The sequence below is a fragment of the Carbonicoccus niuqiaonis genome (assembly GCF_050157065.1).
Taxonomy (GTDB): domain Bacteria; phylum Actinomycetota; class Actinomycetes; order Propionibacteriales; family Propionibacteriaceae; genus Avipropionibacterium.
Genome location: NZ_CP189573.1, coordinates 2,462,186 through 2,476,191 on the forward strand (window position 1 = coordinate 2,462,186; position 14,006 = coordinate 2,476,191).

The following is a 14,006-nucleotide window of genomic DNA, read 5'->3' on the forward strand; positions in this document are numbered from 1 at the left end:
CGACCCGTCGACAACCGCGGGGGCGTCGTTCGGGTGGGAGATCAGGTCTCCACTTGGATGCGGTCGACCCGCCGTCGACGGGTGAACCGCGCACCATCCTACGCTGCCACCCCACGTCCGGGCAAAACACCGCGTTGACTCACCCACCGCGCCCGATAGCGTGACCCACACACGTCGGTGTCAGGTGACGAAGGAGCGCGAACATGCTGTCAGTGGATCCCTCGGACGCGGTCGATCCGCTGGTCCTCGCCCTCGACGTCGGGTCCACCGGCACCCGTGGCGGGGTGTACGACGCGCTCGGCCGGCCGGTGTCGGGGCAACGCCACAAGGTACGCCACCAGTTCACCACCGGCGCCGACGGCACCTCGACCATCGACCCCGACCAGGTCGTCGAGGAGATCGTCCAGGTGATCGACGAGGTGCTCTCGAAGCAGCACCGCGGCCGCATCGCCGGTGTCGGCATCGACACCTTCTCTGCCTCACTGATCGGCGTCGACGCCGACGGGCGGGCCGTCACCCCCTGCTACACCTACGCCGACAGCAGGTGCGCCCCACAGGTCGCCGAGCTCCGCAACGAACTGGACGAACTCGAGGTGCAACAGCGCACCGGCACCCGGATCCACAGCAGTTACCTGCCGGCCCGGCTGCGCTGGTTGGCAGTGACCCGGCCGGAGCTGGTGGCGTCGGTCCGGACCTGGCTGTCCCTCAGCGAGTACGTCCACCTGCAGCTGTTGGGCGTCACCGGCGCCGGCACCTCGGTCGCCGCCTGGACCGGCATGCTCGATCGCCACACCGCCGACTGGGACCCCGAGATGTTGGCCGCCGCGGGCATCAGCGCCGAGCAGCTGTCGCCGGTCCACCACCCCGACCAGCCGTTGACCGACACCGGGACCGGACACCGGGTCGGCGGCCGCGGCTCGGGCAAGAACTCGGGTCGCCCCAAGCACTGGGACGTCGTGGCCGACGTGCCGTGGCTGCCCGGCCTCAGTGACGGCCTGGCCAGCAACGTCGGCGCCGGCGGCACCGACGCCCACAGCTGGGTGCTCGCCGCGGCGACGTCGGGCGCGATGCGGGTGCTCGTCGACGAGGTGCCCGAGCGGGTCGGCACCGGGCTGTGGTGCTACCGGGTCGACCGGACCCGGAGCCTGGTCGGTGGTGCCCTCAACGACGTCGGCCGCGCGGTGGCGTGGCTGGAGGGAATCGCCCAGTTGCCGCCGAAGGAGGAGATCACCCGGGCCGTGCTCGCCGGGCCGTCGGACAACACGCCGCTCATCCTGCCGTTCCTGACCGGTGAGCGGTCGACCGGTTGGGCCGGTGATGCGCGCGCCGTGATCACCGGGCTCACCGCCGCCCACACCGGGCTCGACCTGGCCAAGGGCCTGCTCGAGGGGATCGCGCTGAGCTACGTCCGGGTCGCCCAGCAGCTGGCCGAGATCGCCGGCACCCCCAGCCAGCTGTTGGCCAGCGGGCGGGTCGGCAGCGACCTGCCGGAGTTGCTGCCGGTGCTGGCCGATGCGATGAACGCCCCGGTCACGCCGGTCACGATCAAGCGGTCGACCCTGCACGGGACGGCGCTGCTGACCCTCGACCTGGTGTTGCCGTACGGGACACGTACCCCCGCTGACGTGGCCGAGACGCACCAACCCCGGCCGGAATGCCTGCCGTACTACCGGGAGCGGCAGGCCGAGTTCGAGCGGGTGTACGCCGGCGTGCTGGCCGACGACTGAGGTTGCGCTTCGACGGTCGGGTCGGCCGGTCGGGTCAGCCGGTCGGGTCGGGTGAGGTCGATCCGTCGGCAGCCTCGTCACCGGGGCGGGGCTGCATCCAGCCGAACTCGTCGTCGGGCAGGGCGACCAGCCGGTGCCCCTGGGCCAGCTGCGCGAGCACCTCACCCTCCAGCACCACCGGGTGCGGGCCGGCCATGTCGATGATGAGGGCGGTGGCGCCCTCCTGGGTGGCAGCGCGGGCGGCGGTGTCGAGGGTCACCGGGACGGGCCGTGCGTCGGCCTGCCAGGTGTGCAGCGCATCGGTGCCGGTGAAGCCCAGCATCGCCTTCCGTCCGTCACTTGACTGCAACATGACCACGGCCATGTCGGCCTCCTTGTCGACGGTGAGCAGCTTGTCGACCGGCCCGCGGGCGTGCACCGCGGCCTCCTCGGTGGCCTGGGCCACCACCGGCACCATCAGCCGGGTGGTGCACAGGCCGGCGACGGCGTTCAGGTAGTCGGCGGGCTGACCGGTCAGCGCACTCGCCAGCGCTTGGCGGACCTGCGGGTCGGCAAGGCCGTCGTCATCGGGGAACGGGGACGGACCGAGGCTGCGTTCGTGAGTCACCCGCCCACTGTAGGAGTCCACCGACCGGACCGGATCAGGGTGGTCCGGGGGATGTTGCGGATGGTTGGGGCTGGATCGGTGTGTCAGGCTGTAGGACGTGCCTACCGATCAGATCGTCCTGCTCGTCATCAGCTCGGTGATGTCCCTCGGCATCATCGTCGCCGGTGTCATCGTCTGGCGCGGCTCCGGGAAGCCCCAACACCTGTTCAACGCGCTGGGCTGGGGCCTGGTGCCGATCGGGCTCTACCTGGCCGGTGTGGTGAACCTGCTGTGGCAGGGGGTCCGGGGCATCCTGGCGTGGGCCGACGGGCTGCTCACCTCCGACACCGGCGCGATCGGGTTGATGGTGCTGGCGGTCTCGCTGACGTTCCTGGTGATGTCGGCGGTCGCCAGCAGCCGACGGATCAAGAAGGCCTCCGACTCGACCAGGGCCGTGGGACAGGCACTCGCCCGCAAGCTCGGCCGCAAGGACGCCCCGACCACCTCGCAGACGACGTCCTCCCGGACGAACGCGCCGGCCGGCCCCCGACCCACCCCGAAGGCGACCAAGGCGACGAAGCCGGCCACGACGTCGACCACGCCCACCACGGCAGCGGCCGACCGGCCGAGCCAGTCGGCCGGCACGGCGCCGAAGCCGCGACCGCAGCAGAGTGTCATCGCGTCCGATCCCGACATGGACGAGGTGGAGCAGATCCTGCGGTCCCGCGGGATCGACTGACCGCGGCGGCGGGTGCTCAGCCCGCCACGTAGTCCTCACCGTGCCGCCAGTCGGGGAAGGCCCAGGCGTCGGCGGCCACCGAGTCGCCGGTCGCCTTGATCGCGGCCTCACGCGCCTTCTCCGAGGCGTCGCTCAGCTTGGTGAGTTCGGCCCGGACGTCGGCCACGTCCCCGGAGAACGCCCCCTGCACGATGGCGCCCAGATCGGGCTTGACGGCCTTCATCTTCGCGTTGACCCTCGCCACCTCGGGATTGCGGACGACCGCGGAGGGGCCGAGCTTGCTGAACGACTCGTACCAGCGGCAGCACTGCTTGAACGTCGGATGGGCGTTCGACTCCGCGACGGCGGCCAGGTTGGCGGGGCCGGCGTCCACCGCCTCGGCCTGCCCGATCTGGAACTCCTTGGTGGTGAACAGCTGGATCAGCCGGCTGGCCTCCTCCACGTAGTCGGAGTCCTTGGAGATCCACAGGTCACCGCCGAGCGGCCCGTTCGTCACGACCGGGGGTTCGCCGCCGGGGGTGGGCAGCTGGGTGACCACAAGGTTCTCCATGAACCCCCGAAGTCGGTCTTCACCACGCCGGCGTTGAACGGCCCGTCGATGAACCAGACCGCGTCACCGGCGGCCCGCCGGGCGCGGCCCTTGCGGGCGTCCAGCGTCGAACTCGCGGGCAGCAGCAGCTTGTCCTGCTGGAACGACAACAAGAAGTCGAACACGTCGAGGTAGGCCTGGTGGTGGTAGTGGTACGCGCCGGTGGCGTACTCCATCCCGCCGCCACCCGGGAAGCCGGCCTGCTGTGCCAGGTCGTGCACGAACTCGGCCATCCGGGGTGCGAACGCGAGGTTGAGCAGCAGGCCGGGCTTGCCGACCTTGTCCTGCCCCTGCCGGACGTTGGCGCGGAAGTCGTCCCAGCTCTGCCCGTCCTTCGCCGTCGGATCGATGTCGGCCTTCTCGAGCATCGACTTGTTGCCCCACGGCAGCGTGACGCAGGTCCGGGCGCTGTTGAGCGGGAACGAGTACATCTCGCCGTCGAAGGTGTTCATGCCCTCGATCAGCGTCGCCGGGTCGATGTTGGCCTTGATCGCGTCGGGATTGCTCAACGGGGCGAACCAACCGCCCTCCTGCAACACCACCGCAGCAGTCTGCAACCCGGCCAGGGTGAACACGTCCGGCATCTGGTTGCTCTGCTTGGCGAGTTGGACCGCCTTGCCCTGTTCGTTGGGGTTGTAGACGGTGTACTCGACCTCCGGCCCACCGTCGGCGTGGAACGTGGCGAAGGTCTTCCGCTCCAGCTCGGCCTTGGGCAGGTACTGGTCCCACCAGACGAGCTTTCCGGAGCCGGCTGCCTCCTGCTGGCCGCCGCCGTCACAGGCCGCCAGACCGCCGATCGCGCCGAGGGTTGCGGTGCCGACGCCGGCGCCGAGCAGCCGACACCGTGAGAATGAAGGGGACATCAGGATTCCTCCCAGTTCGGGGCACGCGGCCCACCTGTTGGGGGAACCTACTCGGATCCTGCATCGTTGCAAATGATCAGTGCACGAGGAGGTACGTTCGTGATCGCCCCCCACGGGGCGACCGGGGACTGCGCTGCGTGACGCCGGGTCGCGCGGTCAGTCGTCGCGGGCCGCCAGGTGGTCGTTGATGGTTCGTACGGCGTCGCGCGCCCGCTCGCCGTCGGCCGACTGGATCCCCATCATCATCCGTTGCACCGGCTCACCCGCGGCATCGGTCCGGCGGAGCAGCACCACCGCCCACGGGTCACCGGGCCGCAGCCGGATGCGCCGCACCTCCTGCCAGCCGAGCCGATGTGTCCGCACCCCGTTGCGGAACCGCAGCCCGTTCACGTCGGTGCCGACGAAGCTCAGCGCCAGCATCCACATCACCAGCAGCATGACGCCCAGGATCACCAGCAACGTGGCGACCTGACCGAAGGTGAACCGATCCTGGATCGAACCCGGCAGGGTGAACCAGCCGATCAGTGAACCGCCGACCAGCAACACGGTGAACACCGACGCCGTGATGATCAACACCCGTGGACGCCAGACCTGCCCCACGACCGACCTCAGATCCGACAAGCGGCGATCTCGGTGACCAGGATCGCCCGGGCGCCGACATCCCACAGGTCGTCCATGATCAACTGCGCCTCGTCCCGCGGCACCATCGCGCGTACCGCGACCCACCCCTCCCGGGCCAACGGCGACACCGTCGGTGACTCCAGGCCCGGGGTGACCTCACAGGCGACGTCGACCTTCTCGGCCGGGATGTCGTAGTCCATCATCACGAAGCGGCGGGCCACCTCGACCCCCTTGAGCCGTCGCTGCAACAGCTCCAGACCCGCGGGCGGCTGATCGTTGTCACGCCGGATCAGCACCCCCTCGGACTCCAGGATCGGATCGCCGAAGAGCTCCAGACCTGCACGACGCAAGGTGGTTCCGGTCTCCACGACGTCGGCGATCGCGTCGGCGACACCGAGCCGGATCGCGGTCTCCACCGCACCGTCGAGCTTGATCATCCGCGGCGTGATGCCACGTTCGGCCAGATGACTCCCGACCAGTCCCGGGAACGACGTGGCGAGCCGCAGCCCGTCGAGCTGCTCGATGCTGAGGTCGGCGTCCTTCGGCCCGGCGAACCGGAACCGGCTCCGGCCGAAGCCCAACGGGATCACCTCGACCGCACCGGCACCGGAGTCGAGCAGCAGGTCACGGCCGGTGATGCCCAGGTCGAGCGTGCCCTCCCCCACGTACACGGCGATGTCGCGCGGACGCAGGTAGTAGAACTCGACGTGGTTCGCCTCGTCGATCAGCACCAACTCCTTGGAGTCGGAGCGTTGTCGGTAACCGGCCTCGCGGAGGAGTTCGCTGGCGGCCTCGGCCAGCGAACCCTTGTTGGGCACGGCGATGCGCAGCAGGTGGCGTTCGGTCATGGTCGCGAATCCCTCACAGGTACCGGTAGACGTCATCGGTGTCGAGTCCCAGGCTGATCATGAGGACCTGGAGGTGGTAGATCAGTTGGCTGATCTCCTCGGCCGCCTCGTCCTTCGACTGGTACTCGGCCGCCATCCACACCTCGGCGGCCTCCTCCACGATCTTCTTGCCGATGGCGTGCACCCCGGCGTCCAGACTGGCCACGGTGTGTGACCCTGAAGGCCGGGTCGCGGCCTTGTGGGTGAGTTCGGCGAACAGGTCGTCGAAGGTCTTGGACGCACGGGGTGTCTCGTCAGTGCCTGGCACCCGGTCAGCCTATCGGCTCCGCCGGCACCTCCCGGCCCCCTTCCGCCTGCTGTCGGTCGCCCGGCGACGTCCCGCCGGCCCCGGCAGCCTCCTCGGCACGCCGCCGGCGGTCGATCCGCCACCAGGCGATGAGTCCGACGGCGCAGAAGGCTCCGTAGAACGCGTACATGATGGCACTCGGGTAGAACTGCGCCGCCAGCAACGTGGGCACGCCGACCAGGTCGACCATGATCCAGATCAGCCAGAACTCGACGTACCCCTTGGCCATCCCGTACGTGGCCAGGATCGACCCGGCCAGGATGTAGGAGTCCACCGCCGGGCCCCACGACCCGAGGGCGGCCAGCACGAAGTACAGCGCCAACCACAGCGATCCGCCGGCCACGACCAGCACCAGCCGTTCCCGCCAGGTGGCCCAGCGGGGTTCGACGCCGACGTCGCCACCGGTGTCGTGGCGGAACCGCCACCAGCCGTACCAGCCGTACACCGACACCGCCACGAAGAACACCTGCCGTCCGGCCTGTCCCCACAGGGTCAGGTCCTGCGGGTTGCCGAACAGCACCCCGGTGAACACGGTGAACAGCAAGACGTTGCCGATGATGCCCACCGGCCAGGCCCACACCTTGCGCCGCATCCCGAGCCAGGCACTCGCCAGGCCGAACACGTTGCCGATGATCTCTCGCCACAGGATTGGATTGCCGAACCCGAGATCGAGTTCGGCATTCAGCAACCCGGTGAGCAGTTCGGAGAAGTCCATCTCCGGTCCTCCACTCTCCTCGGTCGCACGAATGCCGGGGTGTGGAGAGCCACGACGTCACGATCCGGGTGCACGGTCGCACCGGTCGCCCGTCGGGCCTCGCGTGAACCTCCCATCCGGACTTTCACCGTCGGTTGTGGGTTCCCACCACATCAGCTGATGACTGGCTGCCATCAGGTCGCGGACTCGACCGGCACCCGTTTCAGGTGCGGTATCACCGCCGGCTCGGAATTGCACCGACCCCGGAACACGCGCGAGTTTGTCAACTCGTCGGCATCCATCCTGCCACATGCCGTACGCGCCGGGTCGGGGTCTCAGACGCTCCCGCTCCGCGCGAGGTCTCAAGCGCTCCCGCTCCGCGCGGGGTCTCAAGCGCTCCCGCTCCGCGCGGGGTCTCAAGCGCTCCCGCTCCGCGGGGGGGGGGATCAGCTGACCTGGATCGGCGGACCGAGGTACAGCAGCACCGCGAACACCACCGAGACGCCCACCACCGCGACGACGGCGGCGACCACGGGGTGCCGCAGCACCCAGGCCACCACGTGCTCCCCGAACCAGCCCGGCTCCGCACCCCCGCGCCCGAGCCGCCAGGTGTCGCCGAGCATGCCGCGTCGGGTGACCTGCCGTTCGAACCAGATGGTCGCGTACGGCACGACGGCACTCAGCAGCCCACCGAGGATCCACCCGACGTGCCAGCGTTGCGACACCCCGACCAACACCGTCACGACGCAGTAGCCGAGGAAGACGAACCCGTGCAGCCCGCCACCGATCCGCACCCCCAGCTCGGTGGTGTCGGTGAGGTACTTCAGGGCCATGCCGACCAGCAGCAGCGTCCAGGTGACGACCTCGGCGAACGCCAAGGTGGTGAAGAGTCGTTTCGGCGTCATGCCAGGCTCACACCGAGCAGCGCGTCCACCGCCTGCGCCACCACCGGTGGGCCGTCGGGGTCGTCGGAGTCCATCGCCAGCGAGGCACCGGCCCACGCGTCGACCGCGGCCAGCGCGGCCGGGGCGTCGAGGTCGTTGCGGAGCGCGGCCCGCATCGCGGTCAGGGTCGGGTCGGCGTTGAGGCCGGACTCGAGTCGTACGGCTTCGCGCCAGCGGGCGAGCCGCTCCTCGGCGGCGGTCAGCAGCTCGGGCGTCCAGGACCAGTCCTCGCGGTAGTGCTGCCCCAGCAGCGCCAGCCGGATCGCGTTCGGGTCGACCCCGTCGGCCCGCAACTGGGAGACGAGCACCAGGTTGCCCTTCGACTTCGACATCTTCTCGCCGTCGAGGCCCACCATGCCGCCGTACACGTACGACTGCGCCAACTCCGCGCCGGTCGCGGTCCGGGCCTGCGAGGCGCACATCTCGTGGTGCGGGAAGGTGAGGTCGGAGCCGCCGCCCTGGACGTCGAAGGTCTCGCCGAGGTACTCCCGGGCGATCGCGGTGCACTCGATGTGCCAGCCCGGACGGCCGGTGCCCAACGGGGTCTCCCAGGCCGGTTCGCCGGGCCGCTGCTGCAGCCACACCAGGCAGTCGAACGGATCCACCTTGCCGGGCCGGTCGGGGTCGCCGCCGCGCTCGGCGAACAGGGTCAGCATCTCCTCGGCCGACAGCCCGGACACCGAGCCGAACTTCGGGTCGGCGGTGCAGCGGAAGTAGAGGTCGTCGGGCCCGCCGTCGGGCTGCGGGACCGGGTAGACCGAGCCGCCCTGCTGCAGCTCGGCGATCAGGTCGGTGACCAGCGGGATCGACTCGACAGCGCCGGCGTACACCGTCGGCGGCAGCACCCGCAGCGCCGCCATGTCGGTCCGGAACAACTCGATCTGATCGGCGGCCAACTGCTGCCAGTCGACACCGGTGGCGGTCGCGCGCTCCAACAGCGGATCGTCCACGTCGGTGATGTTCTGCACGTAGTTGACCTCGAGCCCGGCGTCGCGCCAGGTGCGGTTGAGCAGGTCGAAGGTGAGGTAGGTGTTGGCGTGACCGAGGTGGGTCGCGTCGTACGGGGTGATGCCGCAGACGTACAGCCGGGCCGTTCCGGTGTCGGGTCCCGCGCGGCGGATCCCCCCACTCGCGGCGTCGTACACGTGCACCGGTCCCGGTTCGGGCTCCAACTTCCCCACCGGGGGGACACTCCACGACTGCATGGGCGTCACCCTACGTGGGCGCCCCGACCGTGGTGGCGCGTGGTCACCACAGCGGCCAGGGAACCGCCGGTCCGCCGTGGCGTGGCGTCGGCAGCCCGACCGCGAGCAGTTCGGCGCCGCGGTCGACGAGGGCCTGGATCTCGTCGTCGGCGAGCAGGGGCGCCAAGTCGTCGGCGGCGGTGAGGGCCCGGCGGACCAGCGCTTCCTCGTCGGCGGTCAACTCCTCACCGGCCCACCCCCACACCAGGGTGCGGAGCTTCGGGTCGGTGTGGAAGCTGATGCCGTGGTCGCACCCGAACAGTCGGCCGTCGACGGGCAGCAGGTGTCCCGCCTTCCGGTCGGCGTTGTTGATCAGGGCGTCGAACACCGCGAGGCGACGCAGTCGCTGGTCCGGGGCGTGGGCCACGACCACGATGTCGGCCCGCTCGTCCTCGCCGTACATCACCGGGAACCAGCCGTCGGGTACGAGGTCGGGCGCGACGACGTCGACCAGGTCGTCGGCGGAGTCGGCGTCGACCCACACCTGCGCCGACCCGGGTCCGAGCGGACCGTCGACCAGGTCGGTGAACGGGACACAGTCGAACCCGGCGACCGCCGACACCCGGTAGGCGGCAACCTCCCGGTTGGCGAGCGTGCCGGTCGGGAAGTCCCACAGCTCACGTTCCCCACGGACCGGCTTGTAGACGACCTGCACCACGTCGCCGTGGGCCTCGGGCGCCTCGGCGACGTCGGTCCCTGCTCGTCCCAGTTCCGCCACGAAGGAGGCGTTGGAGGCGGTGAGCAGTCGCCCGGTGAGCGTCAGCGGACCGGACAGGTCCCGGACGGCCAGCGGTGACGGCGCGGGCGTCACGGGCGTCACGGGCGGCTCAGAACAGGGAACGTCGGTAGCCATTGGCGCGGGGGCAGACATGGCCTTCGGGCTCGAGTGGCTGCAGGCAGAACGGGCACGGCGGCCGGCCGGCCGAGACGATCGCGTCGGCCCGGGCCACGAAGTCGCGGGCGTCGGAGGCGGTGATGCACACGATGAACACCTCGGAGGCCTGTGGTTCGACCGTCTGGTCGGCCAACTCCTCGGGTTCGACGACCGGCTCGTCCGCCTCCACCGACACCGGGCCCTCGGTGGTGGAGAACAGCTCGATCACGACGCGTTCGGTGGTCGACTCCCACGCCAGTGTCATGGTGCCGACCCGGAACTCCTCGGTGATCGGGGCGTCCAGCGGGTCGACGTCGCGGACGGTCTCGGGTGCCGTCGGCATCGGGGCCTCGTTCATGCCGCGGACGACGACCTCGTCGAGCATCCGGGTCAGGTTCTCGGCGAGCACGCTCACCTGCTGTTTCTCGCACGACACGCTGATGATCCGGTCGCCCTCGCGTGCCTGGAGGAAGAAGGTTCGGTCCCCGGGCTCCCCCACGGTCCCGGCGACGAACCGGTCCGGGGAGTCATAGCGATGCACCAGCATGCCGTCCAGCGTAATCGCCCTCAGCGGGCCTGCGTACCCAGTCCGCCGCCGACGGGCGCGTCGGTGCCCGATCCGGTCGCCCGACCGCGGCCCCTGCCCTTGCCCCGCCGCGGCTTCTTCGGCGGGGTCAGCATGGCGGCCAGGTCGCCGGCGGTGGTGTTGACGCAGGCCACGTACGGCCGATCGGCGGTCAGCCGGACCACCGACGCGGACGCCGGGTCGATCAGCACCCGCTGGAAGCTGTCGAGGTGGGAGCCGAGCGCCTCGGCCACGATGGCCTTGATGACGTCCCCGTGGGACACCGCGGCCCACACCGCGTCGGGCCCGTGCTCGGCGGCGATCGCGGCGTCGAGGTCCCGGATCGACTGTTGGGCCCGGGAGGCCATCTCGATCAGTGACTCGCCGCCGGGGAACCGTACGGCCGAGGGTTGGGTCTGCACGACGCGCCACAGCGGGTCCTTCGCCAACTCCTTCAGCGGCCGGCCGGTCCAGTCGCCGTAGCCACACTCGGTCAGGCCCTGTTCCACCGTGACCGGGACGGCCCCGTGGTGTTCGGCAACGGCGGCCGCGGTCTGCCGGCACCGCTGCATCGGTGAGGTGACGATCGCGGCGAGCGGAGCTCCGGTCAGCCGTTGCGCGAGCGCTGCGGCCTGCTCGCGGCCGGTCTCGTCGAGGGCGACGCCGGGGCTGCGGCCGGCCAGCACGCCGCTCGCGTTGGCGCTGGTACGGCCGTGTCGGACGAGGACCACCGTTGTCATGGCCTCGATGCTACGGGGCGACCCGGCTTGCTCCCGGCATCGGGCCGCCATGGCCCTGCAGGTCAATGGCGCGGCGGAACCTCAGCTCCTCCCAGCCGGCACCGTCCTCGTGCTGGGTACGGACCAGTCCGTCGGGGACCCACCCCCGGCGGCGGTAGAACGCGATCGCCCGAGCGTTGCCGCGGACCACCCACAGGCTTGCGGTGACGAAGCCGTCCGCGGCGAGCAGGGCCAGGCCGGCGTCGTGCAGGGCGGCGGCGACACCGGTGCCCCAGTGCGGCTGGCCCACGTACAGCTCGAAGAGTTCGCCGGGAGTCGGGGCGTTGCCGAAGGTGCTGGCCGGGTCGATGCTGCGGCCGACCCGAACGAAACCGACCACGGTGTCGGTGACCCGGGTGTCGGCGTTCTCGGTGCCGACGTACTCGGTGCCGACGTTCTCGGTGCCGGTGTTCTCGGTGCCGGTGGCCTCGGTGGCGACGTTCTCGGTGCCGACGTTCTCGGTGCCGGTGTCCTCGGTGGCGACCCGCACGGTGGTCGCGGGTGCCGGGTTGGCCAGGTGGCCGGCCCAGCGTCGCGTGGCCTGGGTGATCGACAGGCCGGCGAGGTGGTCGGCGTCGATCAGTCCGGCACACCCGGTCTGCCAGCCGCGGACGTGCACCTCCGCCATGGCCGGGGCGTCCTCGGGCCGGCCCTCGCGCACGACGTACCTCGTGGTCCCGGGACGGCGTTCGGCGGCTGGCACGACACCAGCCTAGGAACCCAACGGTCCGACGCCCACCGAGAGGGCACTTGGCGAGGCCCCACCACACCGAGAGGACACTTGGCGAGGCCCCACCACACCGAGAGGACACTTGGCGAGGCCCCACCACACCGAGAGGGCAGTCGGAGAGTGTGCCGGGGCCCGATCGCCACTCCAACTGTCCGCTCGATCACGAAGACTGGCCCGCGGTGTTCCCCACCCACTCCCCGGGTCCGCTTCGGCGACACCGCGGCCCTTCGAGGGGCCACCGGGCGTGCCTTTCGAGGGCACTGGGTCCGTCAAGGGCGCAAATTCAACTCAGAGTTCGAGGTATCGGCCGCGCAGATGGGCCAGCGACTCTCCCTCGGCAATCGTGGTCGAGACGACCGTGCCGCGGATCAGGGACGACCAGCCGACGGCGACCGGGTCGGTGGTCACCTCGATCGCAAGGGTGGCCAGCGCATCGGCCAGCCGTGGTCCGTACGGATCGGGCTGCCAGTCGCCGACCGTGAACGGACCGCCCGGCGCCGGGGAGAGTCCGGCGAACACGTCGGCCAACTCCTGGTGTCCGACACCCAGCAGATTGACCATCGCCCTACCGCCGCTGGACAACGCCTCGGCCAGGTCGGAGTCGGGGTCGAGCAGGCCGACCACCTCTCCTGGCTCACCGTCGGCGATCACCAGCGACGACACCGTCAACCCCACCGGCTCCCCACGGGCGGCCCGCGGTCCGACCGCGACGGTCCAGACCGACACCCCGGCCGGCCAGCGCGACCGGATCCGACGCAACGGGCGACGGTTCTCCGGCGGTTCGAGGAAGGGATGCTCGCTGTGGATGGTCACCCCACAGTTGTACCGTGCCGGGCCCGACCGGGACGGTGGACCGACCCGTCGGCCGGGCACACCGGACGCCGGTCTCGACCTCGGCTCACCGACGCCGGTGACTCCTGTCGTTCACCGTGAGGGGTCTACTGTGGTCGCCGCACCGGTTGGGCAGCACGGGCTGCACCCCGGCGCACAGGCACCCCACCCGACCCTCACGAGACAGCAGGTGACATGGACTGGATCCAGGCGATCGTTCTGGGAATCGTGCAAGGGCTCAGCGAGTTCCTGCCGATCTCGTCCAGCGCCCACGTGTCGATCGTCGGCCAGCTGTTCTTCGGCGGCCGTGACCCGGGTGCGGCGTTCACCGCGATCATCCAGCTGGGCACCGAGACCGCCGTGGTCATCTACTTCTGGCGCGACATCGTCAAGATCATCGGGCACTGGGCCAAGTCCTTGGTGGGCAAGCTTCCCCGGGACGACCCGCACGCCCGGATGGGGTGGCTGGTGATCATCGGGTCGATCCCGATCGTCGTCCTCGGGTTGCTGTTCAAGGACCAGATCGAGGGAACGCTGCGCAACCTGTGGCTGACTGCGATCATGCTCGGCGGGTTCGCGATCGTGCTGGGCATCGTCGACCGGTTCGCCCGCAACCGGCGGACCCTGGAGCAGCTGACCTGGAAGCACGGCCTGTTGTTCGGCCTCGCCCAGTCGCTGGCGCTCGTGCCGGGGGTGTCCCGTTCGGGTGGCACCATCGCCGGCGGCCTGTTGATGGGCTACAAGCGGGAGGAAGCTGCGCGATACTCGTTCCTGTTGGCGATCCCGGCAGTCTTCGGCTCCGGCTTCTTCCAGCTGTACGACGAGCTGAGTACGGGGGCGAGCCCGGCGGTCGGCTGGGGGCCCACCATCTTGGCGACCGTGATCGCGTTCGTGATCGGGATCGCCGTCATCCACTGGCTGTTGCGCTACATCTCGACGCACGACTTCCTGCCGTTCGTGATCTACCGGCTGGTGCTCGCCGCCGGTCTGGTCGCCCTGCTCGCCACCGGGGTACTGGCTCCCTGA

17 protein-coding genes and 1 riboswitch are annotated in these 14,006 nt (G+C 70.4%); of the genes, 3 read left to right on the plus strand and 14 right to left on the minus strand.

Annotation, left to right across the window (positions count from 1 at the left end; translation table 11 throughout):
• Nucleotides 1-203: 203 nt before the first annotated feature.
• The gene (locus ACQBAU_RS11245; protein ID WP_465256529.1) at nucleotides 204-1,727 is read left to right on the plus strand and encodes a gluconokinase; all 1,524 of its coding nucleotides are present in this window, start codon (nucleotides 204-206) and stop codon (nucleotides 1,725-1,727) included.
• A 34-nt stretch (nucleotides 1,728-1,761) separates the two neighbouring features.
• On the opposite strand, the gene ACQBAU_RS11250 is transcribed toward ACQBAU_RS11245, so the two are convergent.
• Nucleotides 1,762-2,334: an SseB family protein gene (locus tag ACQBAU_RS11250; protein ID WP_434551479.1), complete on the minus strand. Its 573-nt coding sequence runs from the start codon at nucleotides 2,332-2,334 to the stop codon at nucleotides 1,762-1,764.
• A gap of 97 nt (nucleotides 2,335-2,431) precedes the next feature.
• On the opposite strand from ACQBAU_RS11250, the gene ACQBAU_RS11255 reads away from it, so the two are divergent.
• Entirely contained in the window at nucleotides 2,432-3,052 is a 621-nt protein-coding gene (locus ACQBAU_RS11255; protein WP_434551480.1) for a hypothetical protein, read from the plus strand.
• Between the two features lie 16 nt (nucleotides 3,053-3,068).
• Here the strand turns inward: ACQBAU_RS11255 and ACQBAU_RS11260 are convergent, their stop codons facing one another.
• From ACQBAU_RS11260 to ACQBAU_RS11320, 13 genes are all read right to left on the minus strand, one after another.
• Nucleotides 3,069-3,590, minus strand: a complete 522-nt coding sequence (locus ACQBAU_RS11260) for a hypothetical protein (protein WP_465256528.1) — start codon at nucleotides 3,588-3,590, stop codon at nucleotides 3,069-3,071.
• Nucleotides 3,545-4,504, minus strand: coding sequence for an ABC transporter substrate-binding protein (locus ACQBAU_RS11265; protein ID WP_465256527.1), 960 nt, complete (start codon nucleotides 4,502-4,504; stop codon nucleotides 3,545-3,547). The genes ACQBAU_RS11260 and ACQBAU_RS11265 overlap by 46 nt, the downstream gene beginning before the upstream one ends.
• 156 nt (nucleotides 4,505-4,660) lie before the next feature.
• Nucleotides 4,661-5,080 carry a PH domain-containing protein gene (locus tag ACQBAU_RS11270; protein WP_434551482.1) on the minus strand — a complete coding sequence of 140 codons (420 nt, stop codon included), beginning with the start codon at nucleotides 5,078-5,080 and terminating at the stop codon, nucleotides 4,661-4,663.
• A gap of 32 nt (nucleotides 5,081-5,112) precedes the next feature.
• A complete protein-coding gene (gene hisG, locus ACQBAU_RS11275) occupies nucleotides 5,113-5,973 on the minus strand; it encodes an ATP phosphoribosyltransferase (protein ID WP_434551483.1) in 861 nt (286 codons plus the stop codon).
• 13 nt (nucleotides 5,974-5,986) lie between these two features.
• Nucleotides 5,987-6,280 carry a phosphoribosyl-ATP diphosphatase gene (locus tag ACQBAU_RS11280; protein WP_434551484.1) on the minus strand — a complete coding sequence of 98 codons (294 nt, stop codon included), beginning with the start codon at nucleotides 6,278-6,280 and terminating at the stop codon, nucleotides 5,987-5,989.
• A 4-nt stretch (nucleotides 6,281-6,284) separates the two neighbouring features.
• Complete coding sequence (gene pnuC / locus ACQBAU_RS11285) at nucleotides 6,285-7,034, minus strand: nicotinamide riboside transporter PnuC (protein ID WP_465256525.1); 750 nt, start codon at nucleotides 7,032-7,034, stop codon at nucleotides 6,285-6,287.
• Between the two features lie 100 nt (nucleotides 7,035-7,134).
• A riboswitch (FMN riboswitch) is annotated at nucleotides 7,135-7,288 on the minus strand.
• 171 nt (nucleotides 7,289-7,459) lie between these two features.
• On the minus strand, nucleotides 7,460-7,918 hold the full coding sequence (locus ACQBAU_RS11290) for a DUF3817 domain-containing protein (RefSeq protein WP_434551486.1): 459 nt from the start codon (nucleotides 7,916-7,918) through the stop codon (nucleotides 7,460-7,462).
• Nucleotides 7,915-9,162, minus strand: coding sequence for a cysteine--1-D-myo-inosityl 2-amino-2-deoxy-alpha-D-glucopyranoside ligase (mshC, locus tag ACQBAU_RS11295; protein WP_434551487.1), 1,248 nt, complete (start codon nucleotides 9,160-9,162; stop codon nucleotides 7,915-7,917). Before mshC ends, ACQBAU_RS11290 begins: the two co-directional genes overlap by 4 nt.
• Before the next feature lie 43 nt (nucleotides 9,163-9,205).
• On the minus strand, nucleotides 9,206-10,021 hold the full coding sequence (locus ACQBAU_RS11300) for an SCO1664 family protein (protein ID WP_434551488.1): 816 nt from the start codon (nucleotides 10,019-10,021) through the stop codon (nucleotides 9,206-9,208).
• A 7-nt stretch (nucleotides 10,022-10,028) separates the two neighbouring features.
• Nucleotides 10,029-10,622, minus strand: a complete 594-nt coding sequence (locus ACQBAU_RS11305; protein WP_434551489.1) for a DUF3090 family protein — start codon at nucleotides 10,620-10,622, stop codon at nucleotides 10,029-10,031.
• A 20-nt stretch (nucleotides 10,623-10,642) separates the two neighbouring features.
• Complete coding sequence (locus tag ACQBAU_RS11310; protein ID WP_465256524.1) at nucleotides 10,643-11,380, minus strand: histidine phosphatase family protein; 738 nt, start codon at nucleotides 11,378-11,380, stop codon at nucleotides 10,643-10,645.
• Between the two features lie 10 nt (nucleotides 11,381-11,390).
• Complete coding sequence (locus ACQBAU_RS11315) at nucleotides 11,391-12,122, minus strand: GNAT family N-acetyltransferase (protein ID WP_465256523.1); 732 nt, start codon at nucleotides 12,120-12,122, stop codon at nucleotides 11,391-11,393.
• 315 nt (nucleotides 12,123-12,437) lie between these two features.
• Entirely contained in the window at nucleotides 12,438-12,962 is a 525-nt protein-coding gene (locus ACQBAU_RS11320) for a flavin reductase family protein (RefSeq protein ID WP_465256522.1), read from the minus strand.
• Between the two features lie 213 nt (nucleotides 12,963-13,175).
• Between ACQBAU_RS11320 and ACQBAU_RS11325 the strand changes: the two genes are divergently transcribed.
• Complete coding sequence (locus ACQBAU_RS11325) at nucleotides 13,176-14,006, plus strand: undecaprenyl-diphosphate phosphatase (protein WP_434551493.1); 831 nt, start codon at nucleotides 13,176-13,178, stop codon at nucleotides 14,004-14,006.